20 protein-coding genes are annotated in these 25,557 nt (G+C 60.3%); 5 read left to right on the top strand and 15 right to left on the bottom strand.

Translation table 11 applies throughout. The features are described 5' to 3' along the window. Positions 1 to 63: 63 nt before the first annotated feature. From AWR36_RS00240 to rrtA, 3 genes are all read left to right on the top strand, one after another. Positions 64 to 690 (top strand): MliC family protein, encoded by a 627-nt coding sequence (locus AWR36_RS00240; RefSeq protein ID WP_067079583.1) that lies wholly within the window; start codon positions 64 to 66, stop codon positions 688 to 690. Between the two features lie 423 nt (positions 691 to 1,113). Further along, the gene (locus AWR36_RS00235; protein WP_141398443.1) at positions 1,114 to 1,779 is read left to right on the top strand and encodes a DUF4231 domain-containing protein; all 666 of its coding nucleotides are present in this window, start codon (positions 1,114 to 1,116) and stop codon (positions 1,777 to 1,779) included. Between the two features lie 50 nt (positions 1,780 to 1,829). Continuing rightward, a complete protein-coding gene (gene rrtA, locus AWR36_RS00230; RefSeq protein WP_067079580.1) occupies positions 1,830 to 2,459 on the top strand; it encodes a rhombosortase in 630 nt (209 codons plus the stop codon). A 43-nt stretch (positions 2,460 to 2,502) separates the two neighbouring features. Here rrtA and AWR36_RS00225 read toward each other — a convergent pair whose 3' ends face one another. From AWR36_RS00225 to purL, 7 genes are all read right to left on the bottom strand, one after another. Continuing rightward, positions 2,503 to 3,381, bottom strand: coding sequence for an aldo/keto reductase (locus AWR36_RS00225; protein WP_067079579.1), 879 nt, complete (start codon positions 3,379 to 3,381; stop codon positions 2,503 to 2,505). 110 nt (positions 3,382 to 3,491) lie between these two features. Further along, complete coding sequence (locus AWR36_RS00220) at positions 3,492 to 4,925, bottom strand: RtcB family protein (protein ID WP_067079578.1); 1,434 nt, start codon at positions 4,923 to 4,925, stop codon at positions 3,492 to 3,494. A gap of 6 nt (positions 4,926 to 4,931) precedes the next feature. Then, the gene (locus AWR36_RS00215) at positions 4,932 to 5,351 is read right to left on the bottom strand and encodes an archease (RefSeq protein WP_197409204.1); all 420 of its coding nucleotides are present in this window, start codon (positions 5,349 to 5,351) and stop codon (positions 4,932 to 4,934) included. Between the two features lie 319 nt (positions 5,352 to 5,670). Continuing rightward, positions 5,671 to 5,994 carry a TfoX/Sxy family protein gene (locus AWR36_RS00210; protein ID WP_067079574.1) on the bottom strand — a complete coding sequence of 108 codons (324 nt, stop codon included), beginning with the start codon at positions 5,992 to 5,994 and terminating at the stop codon, positions 5,671 to 5,673. A gap of 25 nt (positions 5,995 to 6,019) precedes the next feature. Then, entirely contained in the window at positions 6,020 to 6,370 is a 351-nt protein-coding gene (locus AWR36_RS00205) for an iron chaperone (RefSeq protein WP_067079572.1), read from the bottom strand. A gap of 188 nt (positions 6,371 to 6,558) precedes the next feature. Further along, on the bottom strand, positions 6,559 to 7,332 hold the full coding sequence (locus AWR36_RS00200; protein ID WP_082679303.1) for a carbonic anhydrase family protein: 774 nt from the start codon (positions 7,330 to 7,332) through the stop codon (positions 6,559 to 6,561). 247 nt (positions 7,333 to 7,579) lie between these two features. Beyond that, on the bottom strand, positions 7,580 to 11,443 hold the full coding sequence (purL, locus tag AWR36_RS00195) for a phosphoribosylformylglycinamidine synthase (RefSeq protein WP_082679302.1): 3,864 nt from the start codon (positions 11,441 to 11,443) through the stop codon (positions 7,580 to 7,582). 454 nt (positions 11,444 to 11,897) lie between these two features. Between purL and mltF the strand changes: the two genes are divergently transcribed. Next, the gene (gene mltF, locus AWR36_RS00190) at positions 11,898 to 13,379 is read left to right on the top strand and encodes a membrane-bound lytic murein transglycosylase MltF (protein WP_067079566.1); all 1,482 of its coding nucleotides are present in this window, start codon (positions 11,898 to 11,900) and stop codon (positions 13,377 to 13,379) included. A gap of 300 nt (positions 13,380 to 13,679) precedes the next feature. On the opposite strand, the gene AWR36_RS00185 is transcribed toward mltF, so the two are convergent. Continuing rightward, positions 13,680 to 15,158, bottom strand: coding sequence for a dihydrolipoyl dehydrogenase family protein (locus AWR36_RS00185; RefSeq protein ID WP_067079564.1), 1,479 nt, complete (start codon positions 15,156 to 15,158; stop codon positions 13,680 to 13,682). Positions 15,159 to 15,164: 6 nt separating this feature from the next. Continuing rightward, positions 15,165 to 15,854 (bottom strand): TVP38/TMEM64 family protein, encoded by a 690-nt coding sequence (locus AWR36_RS16425; protein WP_067079562.1) that lies wholly within the window; start codon positions 15,852 to 15,854, stop codon positions 15,165 to 15,167. A 287-nt stretch (positions 15,855 to 16,141) separates the two neighbouring features. On the opposite strand from AWR36_RS16425, the gene gloA2 reads away from it, so the two are divergent. Then, a complete protein-coding gene (gene gloA2, locus AWR36_RS00180) occupies positions 16,142 to 16,525 on the top strand; it encodes an SMU1112c/YaeR family gloxylase I-like metalloprotein (protein ID WP_067079560.1) in 384 nt (127 codons plus the stop codon). A gap of 116 nt (positions 16,526 to 16,641) precedes the next feature. On the opposite strand, the gene sucD is transcribed toward gloA2, so the two are convergent. From sucD to AWR36_RS00150, 6 genes are all read right to left on the bottom strand, one after another. Continuing rightward, the gene (gene sucD, locus AWR36_RS00175; RefSeq protein WP_067079558.1) at positions 16,642 to 17,514 is read right to left on the bottom strand and encodes a succinate--CoA ligase subunit alpha; all 873 of its coding nucleotides are present in this window, start codon (positions 17,512 to 17,514) and stop codon (positions 16,642 to 16,644) included. Positions 17,515 to 17,516: 2 nt separating this feature from the next. Next, on the bottom strand, positions 17,517 to 18,683 hold the full coding sequence (gene sucC / locus AWR36_RS00170; RefSeq protein ID WP_067079557.1) for an ADP-forming succinate--CoA ligase subunit beta: 1,167 nt from the start codon (positions 18,681 to 18,683) through the stop codon (positions 17,517 to 17,519). Between the two features lie 189 nt (positions 18,684 to 18,872). Further along, the gene (gene lpdA, locus AWR36_RS00165) at positions 18,873 to 20,315 is read right to left on the bottom strand and encodes a dihydrolipoyl dehydrogenase (RefSeq protein ID WP_067079556.1); all 1,443 of its coding nucleotides are present in this window, start codon (positions 20,313 to 20,315) and stop codon (positions 18,873 to 18,875) included. A gap of 76 nt (positions 20,316 to 20,391) precedes the next feature. After that, positions 20,392 to 21,609, bottom strand: coding sequence for a 2-oxoglutarate dehydrogenase complex dihydrolipoyllysine-residue succinyltransferase (gene odhB / locus AWR36_RS00160; RefSeq protein WP_067079554.1), 1,218 nt, complete (start codon positions 21,607 to 21,609; stop codon positions 20,392 to 20,394). A gap of 75 nt (positions 21,610 to 21,684) precedes the next feature. Then, entirely contained in the window at positions 21,685 to 24,510 is a 2,826-nt protein-coding gene (locus AWR36_RS00155; protein WP_067081687.1) for a 2-oxoglutarate dehydrogenase E1 component, read from the bottom strand. A 298-nt stretch (positions 24,511 to 24,808) separates the two neighbouring features. Further along, a complete protein-coding gene (locus tag AWR36_RS00150) occupies positions 24,809 to 25,513 on the bottom strand; it encodes a succinate dehydrogenase iron-sulfur subunit (RefSeq protein ID WP_067079552.1) in 705 nt (234 codons plus the stop codon). Positions 25,514 to 25,557 lie beyond the last annotated feature (44 nt).

Below are 25,557 nucleotides of genomic sequence, written 5' to 3'. Positions count from 1 at the left end.
CCGCCTTTTCCCTCACCGGGACGTCTATTCTTGCCAATAAGGACTGACTACAGGATTCCCTCCATGAAGCCCACCCCAGTAGCCGCCGGTATTTGTCGCCTCCTCATGGCCTCTTGTGCGGTCGCTGCGACCGCTGGTCTCGCCGCGGAGAGGTCCGGCCCCTCCTTCGACTGCAGCCAGGCGCAGCGCGGCAGCATGGAGGCCCTGGTCTGCGCAGACCAGCAACTCTCCGCCCTGGATCGCAAGCTGGCCGAGGTGTACGCCGCTGCGAGCAAGAAGGCAACCAATGAACATCCGCCGACGCTGAAAGCCGAACAGCGGGGCTGGATCAAGGGCCGCAACGAGTGCTGGAAGAGCGACAACAGGCGAGCCTGTGTGGAGGAGAGTTACCACCAGCGAATCGCCGAGCTGCAGGCCCGCTACCGCCTGGTGCCGTCAAAAGGGCCTGTGTTCTTTGCCTGTGACGGCAACCCGGCCAACGAACTGGTAGTGACTTATTTCGAGACGGACCCACCCACCCTGATTGCCGAGCGCGGAGACAGAGTCTCACTCATGTACCGCCAGCCCAGCGCCAGCGGCACCCGGTACCAGGGCCGCAATGAGAGCTTATGGGAGAACCGGGAAGGGGTGCGGATAACCTGGGGATTTGGGGCGGAGGAAATGCGCTGTAACCCCAAATCAGGGCAATGAACGTGGAGGCCCCGGCCAGACCACATAGTGAGATATAGCCAAGAGCCCTGACGTCCGACCGGAGAATTATTGGTCAACTTCCTGCGGCTCTTTACAACCTCCCTTCTCAATCTGTCTGCATATCAAAACTGCACCCTGGACTGAATCCTCGTCGCTGAGGCAGGTGGCCAGTATTCAATACTGCTGGCTACTCGGGATAACGGCGCTGGTGGCCATGTTCCTGAGACCGTGGCGCAGTGCCCCAATCCCCGGGACGGCGGCCGAAACGGAACCTCTTGACCTGCTGCGGTTAAGCGGGCGGACTGCCGACTCGGGCAGTCCGCTCCCCCCAACTGCAGCCCCCCTGCGCTCCCTGCTGAAAGTTGCCCGGCAAGCAGGCACAATGGGCCTTTCCGCCTGCAGCCAAAAGGACCCGGTAGATTGATGGCGACCTATCCACCTTCCGCCCCCGCTTCTGCTTCTGAAAAAGCACCAAACGCTATCCCCAATACGGTTGAGGTGCTGGACAAGCTCCGCTGGAACGCCCACCTGTGCAAGCACAGCCACTTCCGCGCATCCATGCGGGGCCGCAACCTGCATGTGCTTTGCGGGGTGCCAATTGTGGTGATCAACCTGTTCCTGGGCTCACTGTTTTTCTCCCTGATCAATGCGGAACTGCCGGACTGGACCAAATGGGCCGGGGCCGCACTGGCACTGCTGACTGCGCTGCTCGGTGGTGTCCAGACCTTTTTCAACTTCAAGAAAAACTACGAGGGGCACCGGGAGGTGGGCAATGAATATCTGGCCATTGCCCGTGAGTGCGAGCGTCTCATCGCCCTGTATTTTGATGGCATACTGGACCTCGAACACCTGTCGATGAAGATTGCGGAGCTGAATGCCCGCTACAGCGAGATCAACCAGCTGGCCGAGGAATATATCGTGTCCGACAAGGTCTACCGCGAAGCCTTGCGGGTGCAAAACCAGAAGGCAGAACGGGAGCCCTCACTGGTACAGCTTGCGCGCCGCGGAGCGCTTGAACATGGCACTCCCTCCAGCCCGGATGGACATTCAGCAAGCTTCCCGAGGAAGCCGGCCGCTGTCTCAACCTGAATTGAGCAGGTAATGGCTGAGAACAAAAGAATAAAAAGAGCGAACTCACAATGTTTCAAACCCTGAGGAACACCATCAGCCACTGGGCCGTACCAAGCCTGACCGTCGCCCTGGCATGTGCCGTTTTCTTTGCCCCTTACAATCTGGAGGAGCTGTTCCGCTATGAGCGGGCGCTGATTCTCGATGGGGACTATTGGCGGCTTGTCAGCGGGCACTTCGTGCATGCCAATCTCAACCACCTGCTGGTGAACTGCCTGGCGCTGGTGCTGTGCTGGACACTGTTCACCAACCGCCAGCCCCAGCACCATGTGTTGATAGGGCTGGTCACGCTGAGCCTCCTGACTGGACTCTCTCTCTTTATCTTCGCAGACCGGCTGGATGACTTTCTCGGATTGTCCGGTTTGATTCATGCGCTGCTGGCACTGGGTGCGACGGTGGAAATCTTCGAACGCTCCTCGCGCTGGCGGGGCCTCTTCCTGCTGTTGCTGCTTTCCGTCAAGGTGTACTCGGAATGGTTCGGCACCATGGGCTCGGTCGTGGAGCGCTGGACGGGTGTGGCGGTGATATTCGAAACACACTTCTGGGGTGTCGCCAGTGGTGTTTGTGTCGGGATTGCGGTTGCCCTGGGAATCCGACTCGGCCAGCTTCTGGCCAGAGGCGCCGGCACACTGCGCGGCTGAGTAACGGCTCTCCGGAAATCTGGCCTGGCGGTCTTACTAAGCCTCAATCGGGCACGGCAACTTTCCTGTTGCCCTCGTGGGCGCTGTCCGGATCCGCCCCGAACCGGTGATCGCGGTTCAGGGCATTGATCGACTCGATGTCCTCATCGGTCAACTCAAAGTCCCACAGCGAGAAGTTGGCGGTAATGTGCTCCAGCTTCTCGGCTTTCGGGATCACAATCCGCCCCTGCTGGATATCCCACTTGAGAATAATCTGACCGGCACTCACACCATACTTGTCTGCCAGGGCGATGATCACGGGATCGACGATGGGCTTCTCTTTGGTCTCCACCCCACTCCAACTGCCCGAGCCCAGCGGCGACCAGCATGACACTGCAATCTTGTGGAACTGGCAGTAGTCCACCAGCTCCTGCTGGGTCAGGTACGGGTGCACCTCCAGCTGGTTATAGGTGGGCTTGATGCGAGCAAAGGTGGCGATCTGCTCGATATCCGACTTGCGAAAATTGGAGAGCCCCAACGCACGGATTTTCCTGTCATCACAGAGAGACTCCATTACCTCCCAGGTCTCCCGGGTGTAGGCAGGCACCGGCCAGTGCACGAGATAGAGATCCAGATACTCCAGCTGCAGCCGCTCCAGGCTACGCTCGAGGGCCTCCTTCGTTTTTGAGCCCTGCTCGGTATCCCAGACTTTGCTGGTGACAAACAGCTCCTGGCGGGGGATACCCGACTCGAGAATTGCGCGCCCCAAAGCGCGTTCGTTGCCATACACGGAGGCAGTGTCGAAGTGACGGTAGCCAATGGCCATTGCCTTGAGAATGGTGTCGGTGACAAAACTGTCGTCCTGCTGCCATTCACCAATGGCAGCGGTGCCAAAACCGATCTGCGGAATTTCAACGCCGTTGTTTAACGTCACTGTGGTCATTACTGGCTCCGTCTGCTTTTTTCTCCCCGGCACAGTTACGTTATCCGCGCCGGTGATACGCGATCATCTGTTTCTCATTGTAGAGCCGCCGCTGGTCGAGCCTTCCCTCATCAGCCCTTGATACACACCAGTGGTTCGACGCGGGCCACTTTGCGTGCCAGGCCGGCAGACTGCGCCGCATCGACCACGGCCCGCACATCCTTGTAGGCCCCGGGGGCCTCTTCCGCTACGCCACGCATGGACGGGCTGCGAATGACGATGCCCCGGGCCCCCAGCTCATCCACCACTGAGCGCCCTCGCCAGCGCTTGGTGGCCTGATGGCGGCTCATGGCTCGTCCTGCACCGTGACAGGCGGAATTGAACGACAGCTCCTCACCCTGGCTCGACCCGGCAAGGATGTGGGATTCGGTTCCCATGGAACCGCCGATCAACACCGGCTGCCCCACGGCCCGCAGAGTTTCCGGAATATCCGGGTGACCGGGGCCGAAGGCCCGGGTGGCGCCCTTACGGTGGACATACAGCTTGCGCTTGCGCCCCTCGACCGTATGGGTTTCCAGTTTGCAGGTGTTGTGGGAGACGTCGAACAGCAGCGTGAGATCCGCCTGTGGCAACACCTCGGCAAAAACCTGCCGGGTGAGATGGGTGATGATCTGCCGGTTGGCGAAAGCGCAGTTGATGGCCGCGCGCATGGCGCCCAGATAGGCCTGCCCCAACTCGGAATTGATAGGCGCACAGGCCAGTTCCCGATCCGGCAACTCGATATGGTGACTGCTGGCGGCGAGTACCATGTATTTCAGGAATTCGGTGCCGATCTGGTGTCCCAGGCCGCGGGAGCCGCAGTGGATAAACACCACCGCGTCATTTTCCCTCAGGCCGAAAGCGGTGGCGATCTCCGGGTCGTAGATCTCTGCCACCCGTTGCACTTCCAGATAGTGGTTACCGGAACCCAGCGTCCCCATCTCGTCCTGCTGGCGCTTGCGGGCACGGGCAGAGATTTCGCCCGGGTCGGCGCCCTGCATGCAGCCACGCTCCTCGATATGCTCCAGGTCCGCGGGCTCGCCGTAGCCCTGTTCCACTGCCCAGCGCGCCCCTCCCAGCAGCATCGCATTCATCCCCTTTTCATTCAGATGAATGCGGCCGGTGCTACCGACGCCCACGGGGACATGCCGGTAGAGCGCATCCGCCAGCGCTGTTCTGCGGGACTCGATCTCATCGACAGTGAGACCGGTGCGCAGGGCGCGCACGCCGCAGGAGATATCAAAGCCCACACCCCCGGCGGAGACAACGCCGCCCTGGTCAGCGTCGAAGGCAGCCACACCACCGATGGGAAAGCCGTAGCCCCAGTGGGCATCGGGCATGGCGTAAGCTGCCTGGACAATGCCTGGCAGTGTGGCCACATTGCACAGCTGTTCGAACACCTTGTCGTCCATGGCCTCGATCAACTGCTCATCGGCGTAGACAATGCCGGGCACCCGCATCTTGCCGAACGGATCGATCCGCCAGCTGAATTCCGACTGTCGTTTCAGGGGATACTCACTCGGCATCGGCTTTCACACGTCGACAACGCACTGGGCGATCCAGCTGCCGTCTTTCTGTTGATTTACCCGCAGCGCGGTGTAGGTGGCCCCTTTTACCTCAACAATGGGACGGTGGCGCTTGCGCTCCACAGGCTCACCCCAGGCAGCGGCCGACAGACTGCCGTCCTCGATCTGTATTTGAAAACGTGAAAACAGCATATTGCGGCAGGCCATTTCGTAGACCAGCGCATTCAGCCAGTCCACCAACAGCAGCTCCCGATCCGGACATGCACAGTGGATGTCAACGCGCTCTGTGTGTCTCACCATTGACGGATCAGTAATGATTGCCGTCATGGCCAGAGCGACCTGCGCAAACGCCTCGGCCAGCGAATCACCCACCCCGCGCACCCCCATATCCGCCTCGTGACTGAAATGCTCCCAGTGCGCTGGCAATACGGGGGTCCTCGCTCCAGTTTCGGTAAGCATAGCCAAGTGACAATCGATTGAAACCGAAGCGGCCAGGAGCGAAACCAGGTATTACAGTGACAAGCTTTTTATCCGCAGGAATCAGCCTGACCCGGTCGTAATCGAACCAAGTTAGCTGCCCCCGCGGCTCGACCTGGAGTGGCCATGCGGGCCAGAGGAAAGGGGAAGGTTACCGCTGGTAAATGGAGAGTCTTAAGAATCCGTTCGCCCCGGCGGTGCCTGAACGCAAACCGCCGGGCTCTCACAGTGATGCCTGTAAGTTGTGTTGCCGCCCTCGTGCGTGCTTTTACTTGGGCGGCAGTGAGCCCGCGAACTCGACACCGCGGTTGACCCACTCATCGAGGTCTGCAGCGATGGCGTCTTCTTCGACATATACCATGCCTTTCAATGGCCGCCCGGTGTAGTCCATGGGACGGGTATAGCGTTCGCCCAGGGCTTCCTGATAATTATCCGGCCCTACACGAACCATTAATTCCTCACCCACTACGCCACAGGCCATATTGCCGTTCAGCATGAAGGCAAGACCGCCAAACATCTGCTTCTCCGTCAGGCCATCACTCTCCTGTAGTAGTTCTCGTACCTTCTCGACCAGTTCTTCGTTGTAAGCCATAGCAACCTCCTTTGATTGGTCCTTGCTAGTGGTTCTTGCTGAAAGCAGAGTGCAGCACCGGATTCAGTGCGGCCCAGTCCATCTCATCGTTATCGCGAAAATTCAGACAGCCCTTGCCACACTTCACTTCCGGGTGGCGATCAATATAGGGCTGGATATGCTGCCGATCACAGGTGTAGAGCGAGATATGATGCTTCTGACTGGCTACCGATACCCAGCCGCTGCCCCGATGGTAGGTGGGCATGCGGTATTGCAGGGAGACCTGTGTGTCGGGGTATTGCGTGAGGATGAATTGGTGCAGGGCCTTCACACGCTCCCGCCTCAGCGGGGCCAGTGAACTGGTGTAATCGTCGATGATTTCTTTGACCTGCACCATGCGCTAAATTTTATTGTCAGTCCATCTTTCAGTGTAGCAGGAATTCTGCAGTTTGCTGCCGCAGGTAGAACAGTGTTGCGTACATCTCGGGGGCTGATCACCGCACTGGCACAATCGGGACCTCCGCAAACGAAAAAGCGCGACGGGCGCCGCGCTTTGCAATGGTTATTTCAACTAGTGAGACGGCTTCAACCGAGTATCTCCAGCCGACCGTCACTCAGGTGGTAGAGCGAGCCCACGATCTTGATCTTGCCCTCTTTTTCCATTCCCGACAGTACCTTGCTGCTCTCTCGAATCTCATCCATGGTGCGGCGCACATTCGTGGCAGCCACCATATTGACGAATTCGGCATTCTTGCTGCTGCGATCGCCTTCGTATTTGGTGGCCTCGATTGCCGGTTCGATTTTCTCGAGCAAGCCTGTCAGCTCACCCATCTCGACACCATCAATGGCGCCTTTTACCGCCCCACAGGCTGTGTGCCCCATCACCAGAATGACCTTGGAGCCGGCGGCAGCGCAGGCAAATTCGAGACTACCGACAATGTCATCGTTGACGATATTGCCGGCTACCCGGGCATTGAAGACCTCACCGAGTCCCTGGTCCAACAGGATCTCTGCAGGTGTCCGGGAATCAATACAACTCAGAATCGCCGCAGCGGGATACTGACCGGAAGCACTGGCACGTTTTTGCGCGAGGAAATCGTGATCCTCCATTTTTCCTTCCCGAAAACGCTTGTTACCGGTCTGCAGACTCTTGACCACATCATCCGGTGACATCTTGTCACGCTCTTCCTTGGTGAGCGCTTCGGCAAAGCTCAAGCCGGAGAATCCGGCCAGCCCTACACCACTAGCAACACTCAAGGCCCCCATCCCGAGAGTGCCTTTCAACCACTGCCGGCGCGAACAACATAGATCCGGGCTTTCACCCTCGGGCTTTACCTGATCCAATTTCCTGTCAGTCATCACTGCCTCACTGTCCTATCCAATACTTCCTAAAGAATACGTCCGTACCAGCCCCCGAGTTTGCTGCCGGACCGGGATTTGTCGGCGTAAGCCACCTGACATGAACGAGGGCAGTTAGCTGACTGTAAGCTGTGTCGTGTAACCCTCCAGCCGGTCTCTCTTCCGTAAGTGTGGGCGCGTTCCATCGCCCTGAAACAAAAAAGCCCGCAACAGTGTGCGGGCTTTTCACTACCGGGAGCGGTCGGGCTCAGTCCACAAACACACGCGCGTTGCGGAACAGGCGCATCCAGCCGGAATCCTCCTGCCAGTCGTCCGGATGCCAGCTGTTGCTGACGGCACGGGCGACCCGTTCCGGATGCGGCATCATGATCGTCACGCGGCCGTCCTCGGAACACAGCGAGGTAATACCGTTGACCGAGCCGTTGGGGTTGGCCGGGTAAGTCTCGGTAATCTGCTGCTGATTGTTGAGGTAGCGCATGGCGATGGTACCGGACTGCTCGCAGGTCTCCAGTGCCTGCTGATCAGCAAACTCCACGCGCCCTTCACCGTGGGCCACAGCCACCGGCATCCAGGATCCGGCCATACCCTTGAACAGCACGGACGGCGAGTCTTCGACGCCGACCAGCGCAAAGCGGGCCTCATACTGCTCGGACAGGTTGCGGACGAAGCGCGGCCAGTGGCCGGCGCCCGGGATCAGCTCCTTGATCACGGAGAACATCTGACAGCCATTACACACACCGAGACCGAAGGTGTCCTTGCGATTGAAGAACCCTTCGAACTGGTCGCGGGCGCGGTCATTGAACAGGATCGTCTTGGCCCAGCCCTCACCGGCGCCCAGTACGTCGCCGTAAGAGAAGCCGCCACAGCCCACCAGGCCCTTGAATTCATCGAGGGTCACGCGGCCGGCAAGAATATCGCTCATGTGCACATCGACGGCGTTGAAGCCGGCACGGTGGAAGGAATGCGCCATCTCCACCTGGCTGTTAACGCCCTGCTCCCGCAGGATCGCCACCTTGGGGCGCTCGCCCTTCTTGATGTAGGGCGCGGCGATGTCCTCGTTGATGTCGTAAGTCAGGTTCACGGACAGGCCCGGATCCTTCTTCGTGATAGCCGCAAATTCCTGCGCCGCGCAATCGGCGTTGTCCCGTTGCGCCTGAATGCGGTAGCTGGTCTCGGACCAGATCTGCTGCAGCTCGGCGCGGGAGCGACTGAACAGTGCATTGCCCTCGCGGGTAATGCGCAAGGTCTCTTCACGATTCAGGTAACCGATCTGGTGTGCCGGCACGCCCATTTCGCCCAGGCGCTGCACCAGCATCTCGGCTTCGTTGACCGGCACCTGCAGCACCGCACCCAGTTCCTCACTGAACAGCGCGGCGATGGGGTCGTCACCCAGCTCGTAGATATCGACATCCACACCCACGCGGCCGGCAAAGCACATCTCCGCCAGGGTCACGAACAGGCCGCCGTCGGAGCGGTCGTGGTAGGCGAGGATAATGTCCTCTTCCAGAGCGTTCTGGATCACTTCGAAGAAGCCGCGCAGGCGCTTGGCGTCGTCCAGGTCCGCCGGCTTGTCACCCAGCTGGTTGTACACCTGCGCCAGGCAGGAGCCACCCAGGCGGTTCTTGCCCGCACCCAGGTCGACAAGAATCAGTTCACTGTCCATGCCCGGCTTCAGCTGCGGCGTCACGGTCTTGCGTACATCGGTGACCGGGGAGAAAGCGGAAATGATCAGCGACAGCGGAGCGGTGACGGACTTCTCCAGGCCGCTGTCGTCCCAGGCAGTACGCATGGACATGGAGTCCTTGCCCACCGGGATGGTGATATCCAGCTCCGGACACAGATCCATGCCGACGGCTTCCACCGTCCGGTAGAGCTTTTCCTCTTCGCCAGGGTGGCCCGCGGCACACATCCAGTTGGCGGACAGCTTGATATCGGACAGCTGGCGAATGCGGGTACTGGCAATGTTGGTAATCGCCTCGCCGACGGCCAGGCGACCGGAAGCGGGCGCGTCCAGCAGGGCTACCGGCGTGCGCTCGCCCATCGCCATCGCCTCACCGGCGTAGCTGTCATAGGCCACGGTGGTCACGGCACAGTCAGCCACCGGCACCTGCCACGGGCCCACCATCTGGTCGCGGGAAACCATGCCGGTCACGGTGCGATCGCCAATGGTGATCAGGAAGTTTTTGCTGGCCACGGTGGGCAGGCGCAGTACCCGCTCCACGGCCTCACTGAGATCGATATCCGCGGTCTTGAATTCGCTGGTTTCCACCTCGCGCTTTTCGGCGACGCGGTGCATTTTCGGCGGCTTGCCGAACAGCACCGACATGGGCAGGTCCACCGGCTTGCTATCGAACTTCTTGTCATTCAGCAGCAGGTGCTTGTCTTCGGTGGCCTCACCCACCACGGCAAAGGGGCAGCGCTCACGGGCACAGATTTTCTCGAAGCGCTCCAGATCGTCCGGCATCACCGCCAGCACGTAGCGTTCCTGGGACTCGTTACACCAGATTTCCAGCGGGCTCATGCCCGGCTCGTCCGAGGGCACATTACGCAGTTCGAAGTTGCCGCCGGTACCGCCGTCTTTCACCAGCTCCGGGAAAGCGTTGGACAGGCCGCCGGCGCCCACGTCGTGGATAAATGCGATGGGGTTGTTGCCACCCAGCTGCCAGCACTGATCGATGACCTCCTGGCAGCGGCGCTCGATTTCCGGGTTCTGGCGCTGCACGGAGGCGAAGTCCAGATCCTCGGAGCTGGTACCGCTGGCCATACTGGAGGCGGCACCGCCACCGAGGCCAATCAACATGGCCGGGCCACCGAGCACCACAAGCTTGGCGCCGGGCTTGAATTCCGGCTTGTCGATATGCTCCTCACGGATATTGCCGTAGCCGCCGGCGATCATGATCGGTTTGTGGTAGCCGCGGCGCTCGCCGTTGAAGTCCTCTTCGAAGGTGCGGAAATAACCGCAGATGTTCGGGCGTCCGAACTCGTTGTTGAAGGCGGCACCGCCGATGGGGCCCTCGATCATGATGTCGAGCGCAGTCACGATGCGCTCCGGCTTGCCGTAGTTCACTTCCCACGGCTGCAGGTAATTCGGGATCTGCAGGTTGGAGACGGTGAAACCGGTCAGGCCCACCTTGGGCTTGGAGCCGCGGCCCACTGCGCCCTCGTCACGGATCTCACCACCGGCGCCGGTACCGGCACCCGGAAACGGGGCGATGGCGGTGGGATGGTTGTGAGTCTCAACCTTCATCAGCAGATGAATCGGCTCCTGGCTGAAGCCGTATTCCCTGGTTTCCGGGTCCGGATAGAAACGGCCGGCCTCGGAGCCCACCACCACGGCGGCGTTGTCCGAGTAGGCCGACAGCACGTTGTCGCCACCCTTCTGGTAGGTGTTGCGGATCATGCCGAACAGCGACAGGTCCTGGTCCTCGCCATCAATGGTCCAGCTGGCGTTGAAGATCTTGTGGCGGCAATGCTCGGAGTTCGCCTGGGCGAACATCATCAACTCCACATCGGTGGGGTTGCGCTCCAGCTCCTCAAAGCTTGTCAGCAGATAGTCGATCTCATCGTCTGCCAGTGCCAGGCCGAGGCTCACATTGGCCTCTTCCAGCGCGGTGCGGCCGCCTTCGAGCACATCCACGGAGGTCATCTGCCGTGCTTTTTCCTCCACGAAGAGCTGCTCGGCTTCATTCAGGTCAGAGAAGACACTCTCCACCATGCGGTCGTGCAGCTGGGAGGCCAGGTCCCGGCGTTCAGCTTCGGTTAATTCGACGCCGGTAAGGTAGTAGGCAACCCCGCGCTCCAGGCGGTGGATCTGCGTGAGACCGGCGTTGTGCGCGATGTCGGTCGCTTTGGAGGACCAGGGGGAAATAGTGCCCGGACGCGGCACCACCAGCAGCAGCTCGCCCTGGGGCTCGTGCTTCTCCTCGGTGGGGCCGTACTGCAACAGCCGCTCCAGCAGCGCGTGCTCTTTCTCACCGAGCTTGTCGCTGTCGGCGAAATGCACGAACTCGGCGTAGACATCTTCGATGGCTGGCTGCAGGGCGCGCAGCTGGCTGAGAAGCTTTTGATGGCGGAATTTCGACAGTGCGGGAGCACCACGCAGAACTAGCATCGCGGGAGTTTGCCTCTTGTCTGAATTTGGGGAGACTGCACCGCAGAAGTATTGTGCAGACCCCGGGAATTGGAGAGGGCGCAATTGTACCCGAAGCCACGCCGCTCCAACACTGCCCCGCGCCCCCGGGGCGCGGTTAATTTTTCGACAGGCCCGCCGGCGAGGAAACTGGCGAAACTGGCGTGTATTTCATGCTGTCACCCGATCAGTCTAGCGGGCCCAGCTAAACTTGATCTAGGGACAAGAGCCCTCACATCTATCAGTGTCGGGTCAGTTCGCCGGGGTGGGCCGCCAATTAGGCAGGCCGGGCCCCTTGAGGTAGAATTGGCCACCTTTTGACCGGTGCCCCCTCCATGAACCCGGGGGAAACTTGCTCAGGATGAGCCCGCACCGGTCCCCGCCGCGCTAGATCGCAGGCATAAAAGTAACAACTAAGGGACTAGAGGGGACGCGTATGATCATGAAAAGCCGCATGCTGCGCTACAGCCGTCGCCTGGCCAAGGGCCTGGCGCTGGCTTGCTGTGCGTCGCTGCTGGTGGCCAGCAAGGCGCCCACGACCCTGGAGCGCATCAAGGCCTCCGGCAAGCTGGTCGTATTGTCCCAGAACGGCCCCACCACCTATTACGAGGATGCCAGCGGCAACCACACCGGCTTCGAGTACGGCATGCTGAAAGCCTTTGCCGACGAGCTGGGCGTGAAGCTCAAGATCCGCGATGTGCATGACCTCGACCAGATGTTCGGCCGCCTGACCGATCCCGAAGAAGGAGCGCACCTGGCAGCCGCGGGCCTCACCGTGACACAGGCACGTCGCGAGCAGGTGCGCTTTACCCCGTCTTACTTTGAAATCCGCCAGCAGGTGATCTATCGACTCGGCGAGACCCGCCCCCGCGCGATTGAGGACCTGGAAGGCAAAACCGTGGCGGTGGTCGCCGGCAGCGCCCATGCCGAGGAGTTCAAGCGTCTGGCACGGCGCTATCCCGGCCTGCGCTGGGAGGAAATCAGCGACGTGGATGCCGTGGAGCTGATGGAAAAAGTGGACCAGGGCGAGTTCGACTACGCGGTAGTGGATTCCAACGCCTACGCCGTCCATCGCGGTCTGTTCGCCAACACCCATGTGGCTTTCGACCTGACCCAGTTTCAACCGGTCGCCTGGGCCTTCCCCAAGGGCAACGACGACACCCTGTATGTGGCCGCGCGACGCTTCATGGTGCGGGCCAACACCAGTGGCCTGGTGGCTGAACTACGTGAAAAATTCTTCGGCCACGTCAGCCAACTGAACCCCGGTGGGGCCAAGGCGTTTGCCAGAAGCACCCGCGAGCGCCTGCCCCAGTGGCGCGAGGTGATGCAGGAAGTGGCCGAACAGCACGAGCTGGACTGGCACCTTCTCGCGGCGCTCAGCTACCAGGAATCCCACTGGAACCCCCGCGCCAAATCTCGTACCGGTGTGCGCGGCCTGATGATGCTGACCCGCACTACCGCGAAGGAACTGGGCGTCAACCGGCTCGATCCAAGAGAAAGCATCGAGGGTGGAGCCCGGTATATCGTCAAGATCCGAGCCAAACTGCCAGAGCGCATCCGCGAGCCGGACCGCACCTGGATGGCTCTGGCCGCCTACAACGTCGGCTACGGCCACCTTGAGGATGCACGGGTACTGACTGAGAAGACCGGTGGTAACCCGGACCGCTGGACCGATGTGCGCGAGCGGCTGCCCCTGCTGGCCAAACGCCAGTACTACAAGCAGACCAAGCACGGTTACGCGCGCGGCTGGGAACCGGTCACCTACGTACAGAACATTCGCCATTACCAGGCGCTGCTGAGCTGGAGCAGCCGTATTGAGGAGCAGCGCCTCGCCGAGGCGGAGGCCGAGCGCCGCGCCGAGGAAGCGCTGGCCGAGAACAAGCCCCCGGCGGAGGCCTCTGCGGCTTCCGCACTCTGACCGATTCCCCCCTGCTCCCAGGTGAAGCCGACCTCAACGGCTTCACTGTGCTATCTCACCGTGTCGCCGTCTCAGTCCCTCACCCATCTCACTCGGCAGCCAGCTTCTCAGCCCAAGAATGCATGGCCGCCTTTTGTGTGTCGCCAGTGAAGCACGGTAAAAATGGAGCACAGCCAAACCATTCAACGCAAGGAGAGAAAGCGCCGGAATAGCAGCGCTATTTCAGGCTTTCTCAATGAAGAGCCGGACGATTTGTCGAAGCGACGAAGCGAACTGTTACCTGACTGTGCGGACGCCCTATCAGCCACGGCGCCAGCGATGGAACCATTCCAGCAGCTGTAACGCCTTCTTCGGGGCATTGGCCCGCTTCCAGTCGCCGGCAGCGAAGCGGTTGGCCTCCATCATGGTGGGGTAGACATGAATGGTGCCCAGCAGCTTGTTCATCCCGAGACCATGCTTCATCGCCAGCACAAACTCGGCGATCAGCTCTGCGGCATTCTCGCCCACGATCGCGGCCCCGAGAATTCTGTCCTTACCCCGCGCCGTCAACACTTTGACGAAGCCGCGCCGGCTGCCCTCGACGATGGCACGATCCAGTTGCTCCAGGTCATAGCGGGTCACCTCGTAGGCCACTCCCTGCTCTTGGGCCTGGCGCTCGGTGATGCCCACACTGGCCACCTCCGGATCCACGAACACGGCCCTGGGCACCACGGAATAGTCGACGCGGAATTTCTTCAGGTCGCCGAACAGGCCGTTCACCGCCGCGTACCAGGCCTGGTGCGAGGCCATATGGGTGAACTGATAGGGCCCCACCAGGTCTCCGGCCGCCAGTATGTGTTGACGATCCGTACGCAGGAAAGCGTCGGTTTTCAGCCTGCCATCCTCTAACAGGCCCAACTCCTCGAGACCGAAGCCCTGTACCCGCGGACGGCGCCCGAGGGCCAGCAACAGCTGATCGAAAGCGAGGGTTTGCTCACCCTCTGAAGTTTTTACCACCGCCTTGCCGGCAGCGCCCTGTGCCGCAGACACTTCGAACCGCTGTGCCTCGGTGCCGGTGAGCACGGTAACGCCGTCGCCGGTAAGAGCTTCGGCGACGACTTCTGAAACAGCTTCATCTTCCGCCGGCAGCAGGCGCGAGGCCTTCTCCACCAGCATCACTTTGACACCCAGTCGGGCAAATGCCTGGGCCAGCTCACAGCCGATAGCACCGCCACCCAACACCAGAAGTCTCTCCGGGGCACGCTCCAGTCCTGCGAAACGGTCCCACAGCGTTTCACTGGTGACATAACCCACCTGGTCCAGTCCCGGCAGGGGCGGGACCACAGGAGACGCACCGGTGGCCACCACGATGGCACGCCCCGTCAGTGTCTGCTCACTTCCATCGTGCATTTTTACCTGTACGGTCCAGGGGTCCTGCAACTTGGCGTAGCCCTGCAGCACCTCCACACCCAACCCGGTGTAGCGCTCGACACTGTCGTGAGGCTCAATCATCTCGATCGACTGGCGCACGTGAGCCATCACCGCGGGAAAGTCGATCTCCGGATCCCCCACGCTGACACCAAACTGACCGGCATCCCGGGCCTGCTGGGCAACGCGGGCGCACTTGATCAATGCCTTGCTGGGCACGCAGCCCGTGTTGAGGCAGTCGCCCCCCATCTCACCCGCTTCGATCAGGGTCACTTTGGCCTTTACCGCCGCCGCAATATAGGCGCTGACCAGGCCTGCGGCACCGGCGCCGATAACGATGAGGTTGCGGTCAAACTGCTTGGGTTTCTGCATGGTGGTTCAATGCTCCCCTTTTGCTTTGAGGCGTTTGATGGCCTTGAGTGCCCACTTGGCCAGCAGCGGGAAAGTGCCAAGCAGGACAAAGGAAAAAACCAGGCCCGGAGAGAGGATATCGCCCAGGCTCTCGATATGCGCCAGCTGTGTGCCGGCATTCACGTAGACCACCGTGGCGGGCAGCATGCCGACCTGGCTGACCCAGTAAAATGTCCAGGTGCGGATACGGGTCAGGCCCATAAGAATATTGATGATGAAAAACGGAAATACCGGCACTAACCGTAGCGCGAACAGGTAGAAAGCGCCTTCCTGTTCTACTCCCCGATTGATCGCCTGCAGCCGGTCAGCGAAGCGAGTCTGCACCCAGTCGTGCAGGAGGTAGCGCGCCACAAGAAATGCCAATGTGGCACCAATACTCGAAGCAAAGGACACAATCACCGTTCCCCACAGGAGTCCGAACAGTGCTCCGGCGGCCAGTGACATAATGGCCGCACCCGGCAACGAGAGCCCCGTCACCAGGATATACAGCAGCGTAAAAAGTAACCCCACCAGCAACGGCGATTCGGCCTGCCAGGCGGCAAACTGGTTCTGCCCCTGCTTGAGGCGATCCAGCGTCAGCCACTCGTTGAGATCGAATAAGAAAAAAGCCACAACGAGCGCCGAGATCCCGGCAATCAGTAACAATTTTTTGGTCAAAATCTATTCCCGTTTATCCCGTCAATGCCGGTCAACTACAACGATACGCTCTGGAACCGGGGAGATGCGAACCCACACACGGACTCCCCTGAATCGAGCCCCATGATCTTCTGGAGAGAAAATCGATTGCTTTACGCGTTTTGGTCGTCTCTGCGGTGGAATTCTTACACCGCCCTGGGCGGCCGCAGGGTAAGAATGATGTCCGGTTTGCCAGCCGGCACCGATCAGGCTATCTTGCGCCCCCGCTGCACCGACCTCAAACAGTTTCTTCATGGTTTCGGAACCCCATGCTTAACGGTATCCACCACGCCGCCATCATCTGCTCGGATTACGCCCGGTCCAAAAACTTCTATACGGAGATTCTCGGGCTCGGGATCTTGGCAGAGAATTATCGACCCGAAAGGGATTCCTGGAAGCTGGATCTGGCTTTGCCTGACGGCAGCCAGGTGGAGCTGTTCTCTTTCCCCAATGCGCCGGAAAGACCCAGCTACCCGGAAGGCCGGGGGCTGCGTCACCTAGCTTTTCGGGTCTCGACGCTTGAGCCGGTGATAGAGCAACTGCTCAATTCTGGTATCGATGTGGAGCCCGTGCGCGTCGATGAATACACGGGCAAGCGGTTTACCTTTTTCAGCGACCCGGATGGGCTCCCGCTGGAGCTCTACGAGCAATAATCCAGGCCTGACAAGTCCAGGCCAGCTCACCCACCCTTGTTCCAGCGAAGTTCCAGCGACCTACAAAAAAGGCCGCCCGAAGGCAGCCTCTTTCGCAAAAGAATGCAATCAGCTGATTACCAGCCGGCTGCTTCCTTCAGTGCGTCGCCGATATCGGCCAGGGAGCGCACGGTTTTTACACCGGCGTCTTCCAGCGCAGCGAATTTCTCGTCTGCAGTGCCCTTACCGCCGGAGATGATCGCGCCGGCATGGCCCATGCGCTTTCCGGGAGGAGCAGTTACACCAGCGATGTAGGAAACCACCGGCTTGGTGACGTTTTCCTTGATGTAGGCTGCCGCCTCTTCTTCCGCGGTACCGCCGATCTCACCGATCATCACGATCGCTTCGGTCTGCGGATCCTTCTCGAACATCTCCAGGATGTCGATGAAGTTGGAACCCGGGATGGGGTCGCCGCCGATGCCCACACAGGTGGACTGGCCGAAGCCGTGGTCGGTGGTCTGCTTGACCGCTTCGTAGGTCAGGGTACCGGAACGGGAAACGATGCCCACTTTACCCGGCTTGTGGATGTGACCCGGCATGATGCCGATCTTGCACTCACCGGGAGTGATCACGCCCGGGCAGTTCGGGCCGATCAGGCGCACGCCCAGCTCGTCACACTTAACCTTGGCGTCCAGCATGTCCAGTGTCGGGATGCCTTCAGTGATGCACACGATCAGCTTGATGCCGCCGTTGGCCGCTTCCAGGATGGAATCCTTACAGAAAGGCGCCGGAACATAGATTACGGAGGCTTCTGCACCGGTAGCTTCCACCGCTTCTTTCACGGTGTCGAAGACCGGCAGGCCCAGGTGCTCCTGGCCGCCCTTGCCCGGGGTTACACCGCCGACCATCTTGGTGCCGTAAGCGATAGCCTGTTCGGAGTGGAAGGTGCCCTGGGAGCCGGTGAAGCCCTGACAGATGACCTTGGTATCTTTGTTAATCAGTACGGACATGATTATTTACCCTCCGCCGCTTTGACCACTTGCTGAGCCGCGTCGGTCAGGCTGGTGGCTGCGATAATGTTCAGACCACTTTCGCTCAGTACCTTGGCACCCAGGTCTGCGTTGTTGCCTTCCAGGCGTACCACAACGGGAATTTTCACGCCCACTTCTTTCACGGCGCCGATTACACCCTCTGCGATCATGTCGCAACGCACGATGCCGCCGAAGATGTTGATCAGTACGGCCTTTACGTTCTCATCGGACAAGATGATCTTGAACGCCTCGACCACGCGCTCCTTGGTTGCGCCGCCACCGACGTCCAGGAAGTTGGCCGGCTTGCCGCCGTGCAGGTTAACGATGTCCATGGTACCCATGGCCAGACCGGCACCGTTTACCATGCAGCCGATGTTGCCATCGAGGGCGACATAGTTCAGGTCCCACTTGGCCGCGTGCGCTTCACGGGCATCTTCCTGGCTCGGGTCGTGCATCTCACGCAGGTCAGCGTGGCGGTACAGCGCGTTGCTGTCGATCACGACTTTGGCGTCCAGGCAGTGCAGATTGCCTTCGTCGGTGATCACCAGCGGGTTGATCTCCAGCAGGGCCAGATCTTTTTCTTCGAACATCTTGGCGAGGCCGAGGAAGATCTTGGTGAACTGCTTCACCTGGGTCGGGTTCAGGCCCAGCTTGAAAGCCAGCTCGCGCGCCTGGTACGGCTGTGCGCCAACCAGCGGATCGATAGTGGCCTTGAGGATTTTTTCCGGGGTTTCTTCCGCAACTTTCTCGATCTCAACACCGCCCTCGGTGGAGGCCATGAATACAATGCGACGGGTAGAGCGGTCGACAACCGCGCCCAGGTACAGCTCCTGGTCGATGTCGGTGCAGCTCTCAACGAGGATCCGGGAAACCGGCTGACCGTTTTCGTCTGTCTGATAAGTTACCAGGCGCTCGCCCAGCCACTTCTTGGCGAACTCTTCAATCTCCGCCTTGGAATCCACCAGCTTTACACCGCCGGCCTTGCCGCGGCCGCCAGCGTGTACCTGGGCTTTTACCACCCACTTGTCGCCGCCGATTTCATCTGCCGCTGCTGCTGCCGCTGCCGGGGTTTCCGCTGCAATGCCTTTGGAAACCGGCAATCCGTATGCTGCAAACAGTTGTTTGCCCTGATACTCATGCAAGTTCATAGTTGATACCAATTCACTTTTGAAAAATTAGAGGTCGGGTATTCCGTTTCCCGCATCCATGATGGGCGAACGATTGCCGCGAATGGTGTAAAGGCAGGTCCACCGGAATGGCTCCTGCCTTTCTATTCGCCGGACTGTTCGCCCGAACTAAACGGGGCGAACACGTGGTCCGCCCCTACTTCCTGATTTTTACTTGCGCTTTTTGCGGTTGGCGATATGGATCGCGTGGCCGTTTACTGCAAGCGCAGCTTCCTTCACTGCCTCGGACAGAGTCGGGTGACCGAAGACGGTCATACCGATATCTTCCGCGCTGGAGCCGAACTCCATGGCAATCGCCACCTGCTGTACCAGATCGGCAGCAGACGGGCCAATGATGTGTGCACCCAGCACACGATCAGTCTCCGCGTGGGCGATGATCTTGACCATGCCACCCGTGTCGTTCGCAGCCATGGCGCGACCGGAAGCGGCAAACGGAAAGACGCCTACATTGTAGGGCTCACCTTCGGCTTTCACCTGTTCTTCGGTGCGACCCACGGAGGCGATTTCCGGGTGGGTGTAAATCACGTTGGGGATGACGTCATAGTTCATCATCGGTTTCTGGCCGGCGATGCGTTCGGCAACCACGACACCTTCCTCGGAGGCTTTGTGGGCCAGCATCGGTCCGCGTACCACGTCACCCACAGCCCAGACACCGGGAGCGGAAGTCATGCAGAGGTCATTGACGTAGATGAAGCCACGCTCGTCCAGCTTGACGCCCGCGTCTTCAGACAGCAGCCCCTCGGTGTAGGGGCGACGGCCCACGCATACGATCAGCCGATCAAAGGTTTCCTGCTGCTCGTTGCCGTCTTTGTCTTCATAGGTGACAACCACTTCGTCTTTCTTGACGTCGGAGCCGGTCACACGGCAGGACAGACGCACATCGAGGCCCTGCTTCTTGAAGGTCTTCTGGGCTTCCTTGGCGATCTGCTTGTCCCAGATGGACAGGAAATCGTCCAGAGCTTCCAGAACAACAACGTCGGAACCCAAGCGGCTCCAGACAGAGCCCAGTTCCAGGCCGATCACGCCAGCACCGATCACGCCCAGGCGCTTCGGTACTTTCGGGAATTCCAGCGCGCCGGTGGAGTCGACGATCACCTTGTTGTCCACCGGGGCCGGAGGAATGTTCACCGGCACTGAACCGGAAGCCAGGATGATGTTCTCGGCCTCGTAGACGGTGGTCTTGCCCTCGTCGTCAGTCACTTCCACTTTCTTGTTGGCCAGCAGCTTGCCGCTGCCCCAGATGGAAGTCACCTTGTTGGCGGTAAACAGGCCGGATACACCACCGGTCAGTTTCTTGACGATATCGTCCTTGCGCTCGAGCATTTTCGGCACGTCCATCTTGACGCTCTTGGTCTCGATGCCGTGGATGTCGAAGTCGTCTTTGGCCTCGTGGTACTTCCAGGAGCTGTCCAGCAGCGCCTTGGAGGGAATACAACCAACGTTCAGGCAGGTACCGCCGTTAACGCCCTTGCCTTCTTTGTTCTTCCACTTTTCCACACAGGCAGTTTTCAGGCCGAGCTGGGCTGCGCGAATGGCCGCGACGTATCCCCCCGGACCGGAGCCAATAACGATTACGTCAAATTTTTCCGACATGGTCAGTTCCAGATATTCGTGTGTTCAGGGTTTCCGCGGGAGCAGTGGCTCCCGCAGGACGAGTTACTTCGCGCGCTTAAACTTCCAGCAGGATGCGCGCGGGATCCTCGATCATTTCCTTGATCGCCACCAGGAAACCAACAGCTTCTTTGCCATCGATCAGGCGGTGGTCGTAGGACAACGCCAGGTACATCATCGGCAGGATTTCAACCTTGCCGTCGACGGCCATCGGGCGTTCCTGGATTTTGTGCATACCGAGAATGGCGGTCTGCGGCGGGTTCAGGATCGGGGTGGACAGCAGGGAACCAAACACACCACCGTTGGTGATGGTGAAGGTACCGCCGGTCATTTCCTCGATGGACAGCTTGCCGTCGCGAGCACGCAGGCCCAGGTCACGGATATTGTTTTCCATGTCCGCCAGGCCCATGTTCTCGGCATTGCGCAGGATCGGCACCACCAGACCTTTCGGTGAGGAAACCGCCACACCGATATCCTGGTAGCCGTGGTAGACAATATCGTCACCGTCGATAGAGGCGTTGACTGCCGGGTAGCGCTTCAGCGCTTCAACAGCGGCCTTCACGAAGAAGCCCATAAAGCCGAGACGGGTGCCGTTATGCATCTTCTCGAACAGCTCTTTGTAGTTTTTGCGCAGGTCCATGACCGGCTTCATGTTCACCTCATTGAAGGTGGTGAGCATGGCGGTGGACTGGGAGGCGTCGAGCAGGCGCTCGGCGATGCGCTTGCGCATGCGGGTCATGGGCACGCGCTTCTCAACGCGCTCGCCAGCGGCAACCGGTATTTCTGCTGCCGCCGCTGACGGGGCTGCTGCCGGTGCCTTCTCGGCTTTCTGCACATCTTCCTTGGTGATGCGACCGCCTTTACCGGAGCCCTGGACCTTGCTCAGGTCGACACCCTTTTCCTCAGCCAGCTTGCGCGCAGCCGGATTTACCAGCTGGTCCTCGCCGCCTTTGGAGGCTTCGGCTTCCTCCTTCTTGGGCTCTTCCTTGGCTTCTTTCTTCTCGCCCTCGCCTTCGTCCTTGGCCGCGCCGCCACCGGCACCTTCCTCGAACTTGGCGATCACCTCGTTGGAGAGGACGGTATCGCCCTCGTCCTTGATGATTTCGCTGAGGGCACCGTCGGCCGGTGCCACCACTTCCAGGACAACCTTGTCGGTTTCGATGTCCACGATCAGTTCATCGCGGGAGACGGCCTCACCGGGCTTCTTGTGCCAGGTGGCCACGGTGCCATCCTGAACGGATTCCGGGAAAGTTGGCGCTTTAATCTCGATCGTCATTGTTCCTGTTTCCTGAGATTGACTCTTGGGCGAATCGTGTTGGTAACGCCCTATTCACTAATTACTGCCGCCGATTTACTTGACGGTCAGCGCCTCGTTGATGAACTTGTTCTGTTCTTCCAGGTGTGTGGACATATACCCCGCAGCCGGAGCTGCAGAGGCCGGACGGCCCACGTATTCCAGATCCAGCTTCGGATGCGTTTCCGCCAGCAGGCGACGCATGTGATGCTGACTGTGATACCAGGCCCCCTGGTTCATGGGCTCTTCCTGGCACCAGGCCACGCTCTTGATGTTCTTGAAAGCGGAAACCGCGTCCAGGAACTCTTCATCCGGGAAGGGATAGAGCTGCTCGATGCGCACCAGCGCGACATCGTCCTGCTCCCGCTCCATGCGTGCTTCGAGCAAATGGTAGTAGACCTTGCCGGAGCAGATGATCAGGCGTTTTACCTTGGCCGGATCGACGCCCCCGTCCTGGATCACATTGTGGAATTGGCCATTGGCCAGTTCGTCCAGGCTGGAGGTGGCCAGCTTGTGACGCAGGATCCACTTCGGGCTCATGATCACCAGCGGGCGACGCATCGGGCGAATGGCTTGGCGACGCAACAGGTGGAAGATCTGGGCCGGCGTGGTGGCGTTACACACCTGGATATTGTGCTCGGCACACAACTGCATGAAGCGCTCAAGGCGCGCGGAGGAGTGCTCCGGGCCCTGCCCCTCGTAGCCGTGCGGCAGCAGCATCACCAGGCCGCACATACGGCCCCACTTGTGCTCACCGGAAGTGATGAACTGGTCGATCACCACCTGGGCACCATTGGCAAAATCGCCAAACTGCGCTTCCCAGATAATCAGGGACTTGGGCGTGGTGGTGGCATAACCGTATTCGAAAGCCAGCACACCCTCTTCCGAGAGCAGGGAGTCGTAGATGTAGAACGGCGGCTGACCTTCCTGCATGTTCTGCAGTGGCACGTAGGACTGGCCGTCCTTCTGGCTGTGAATCACCGCGTGGCGGTGGGAGAAGGTGCCGCGGCCCACGTCCTCACCGGTGAGGCGTATCATGTAGCCCTGCTCCAGCAGCGTACCGTAGGCCAGGGTCTCGGCCATGCCCCAGTTCAGCGGCAATGCACCGCCGGCCATCTTGCGGCGGTCTTCATAGATCTTGGAGACCTGGCGCTGCAGCACGACACCGTCCGGGACGGTGGTCATGCGGGTGGCCACGTCTTTCAGTTTCGGCAACGCGTAACTGGTGTCTCCCGGGGTCTGCCAGTCGTGATCCAGGTAGGGGCTCCAGTCCACGAACATGGACTCGTCGGGCTCCTTGACCAGGCCGGTGGCAACGTCTTCACCCCGATCCAGCTTGTCGCGGTAATCGCTGGCCAGCTTGTCAGCCTCAGACTTGTCCAGCACGCCCTCATCCACCAGCTTTTCCGCATACAGGGTGCGGGTGGTCTTGTGTTTGCGGATCGCCTGGTACATCAACGGCTGGGTGCCGGACGGATCATCGGTCTCGTTGTGGCCGCGACGGCGGTAGCACACCAGGTCGATGACGATGTCTTTCTTGAATTCGTAGCGGTAGTCCACCGCCAGCAGTGCCGCCAGCACGACCATTTCCGGGTCGTCGCCATTCACGTGCAGCACCGGGGCATCGATCATCTTGGCAACGTCGGTGCAGTACTCGGTGGAGCGGGCGTCCTCGCGCTTGCTCGTGGTGAAGCCCACCTGGTTGTTCAGCACGATATGCACGCTGCCGCCGGTGTAGTAGCCGCGGGTCTGGGACATCTGCAGGGTTTCCTGCACCACACCCTGCGCGGCAAACGCGGCATCACCGTGGATATTGATCGGCATGACCTTTTCGCCGGTGTTGTCACTGCGGCGATCCTGGCGGGCGCGCACGGAGCCGACCACCACCGGTGCACAGATCTCCAGGTGCGACGGGTTAAAGGCCAGCGCCAGATGTACTTCGCCGCCCGGTGTCATCACGTTGGAGGAGAAACCCTGGTGGTATTTCACATCACCGGAGGTATCCAGGGTTTTCTTGCCCTCGAACTCCTCGAACAGGTCCGACGGATTCTTGCCGAGAATATTCACCAGGGTATTGAGGCGACCGCGGTGGGCCATGCCCATCACCACTTCCTTGACACCGTAGGTGCCGGAGCGGCGAATCAGGGCATCCATCAGGGGGATCAGGCTCTCACCGCCCTCTACACCGAAACGCTTGGTGCCCGGGTATTTGGAATCCAGATGGCGCTCCAGGCCCTCTGCAGCAGAGAGGCGCTGCAGGATTTCCTTGCGGATATCCGCGCCGAAGTTGGGGCGCGCCTGGCTGCGCTCGAGACGCTGCTGGAACCACTGCTGCTCGTCGAGATTCGACAGATGCATGATTTCCGCGCCGAGATTGCCGCAGTAGGTGCGCTCGAGGCCCTCTACAATTTCCCGCAGCGTCGCTTCGCCCTGCCCGAAGAACAGGTCGCCGGTCTGGAAAGTGGTATCGAAGTCGCCCTCGGTGAGGCCGTGGTAGTTCAACTGCAGATCCGGCACCTGCTCGCGGGCCATCAGGCCGAGCGGGTCGAGGGTGGCCTTTTTGTGGCCCCGGTGACGGTAAGAGTTGATCAGCTGGAGGACGCGAACCTGCTTGCGCTCGTGTTCGACATTGATGGCACCGGCACCGGGTGCGGACAGCGGGCGGGTGCGGTTCTTGCCCAGCAGTTCGAAGTGCGCACGGATGGCCTCGTGGGAGACATCACCACCCGGCACCCGCGGGAGGCTGTCAAAGTAATTGCGCCACTCCTCCGGCACGCCACTCGGGTCGTGCAGATAGGTTTCGTAGAGGTCCTCCACGTAGGCGGCGTTGCCCCCGGAGATATGGGAGCTACGCCACAGCTGCTCCATGGTGCTTTCGTGCATGTTTATGCCTACCTCATTGCAGTGCCCGTCGACACTGCGATTCTCAAAGTTCCTGCCTGCCGCAGCGGGTTCCATCGCTGCGGCACCAGCGCCCTTCCAGCCGGCGCCAAAGCCTGATTGCAACAAAACGCCTGTTGCCACTGCCCTCGAATCGACCCTCTGGCCAACTCACAAAAGGGGAGGTGCCGTAGTCACCTCCCCTTTTTATTCTGGCAGCGGCTCAGGCGCCGTCACTGATTGCTGTATTCCCTACCGGGCAAAGCCGGAGGAAATCCGCCCCTGAGACACCGGCGCCGAATCAGACGGCGCGGGTCAGCAGCATATTGCGGATATGGCCGATAGCCCGGGTCGGGTTCAAGCCCTTCGGACACACGTTCACGCAGTTCTGGATACCGTGACAACGGAAAACGCTGAAGGGGTCATCCAGGTTGGACAGACGCTCCTCGGTGGCCGTATCGCGGCTGTCCGCCAGGAAGCGATAAGCCTGCAAGAGGCCGGCCGGCCCGATGAACTTGTCCGGGTTCCACCAGAAGGACGGACAGGCAGTGGAACAGCATGCGCACAGAATGCACTCGTACAGACCGTCCAGCTTCTCGCGATCTTCCGGGCTCTGCAGACGCTCGATGGCCGGAGCCGGGGTGTCGTTCTGCAGGTAGGGCTCGATCTTTTTGTACTGCTCGTAGAACTGCTCCATATCCACAACCAGGTCGCGGATCACCGGCAGGCCCGGCAGCGGACGCAGGACCAGCTTGCCCTTGGGCGCTGCCTCGGACAGCGGCGTGGTGCAGGCCAGGCCATTGCGGCCGGAAATATTCATGCCGTCGGAACCGCACACACCTTCACGGCAGGAGCGACGGAAAGACAGGCTGGAGTCCTGGGCCTTCAGCGCTTCGAGCACGTCCAGCACCATCAGGTCCTTGCCCTGGGTGTCGAACTCGTAGTCCTGCATGTAGGGAGCCTTGTCGGTCTCCGGGTTGTAACGGTAAATGCTTACTTTCAACATATGTCAGCTTCCGAATGAAGGGCGCGTTCGCGCGCCCTGCAAAC

It is taken from the genome of Microbulbifer flavimaris, from assembly GCF_001641755.2.
In the GTDB taxonomy this organism is placed as follows: domain Bacteria; phylum Pseudomonadota; class Gammaproteobacteria; order Pseudomonadales; family Cellvibrionaceae; genus Microbulbifer; species Microbulbifer flavimaris.
This window is presented reverse-complemented; position numbering and strand designations above follow the sequence as displayed.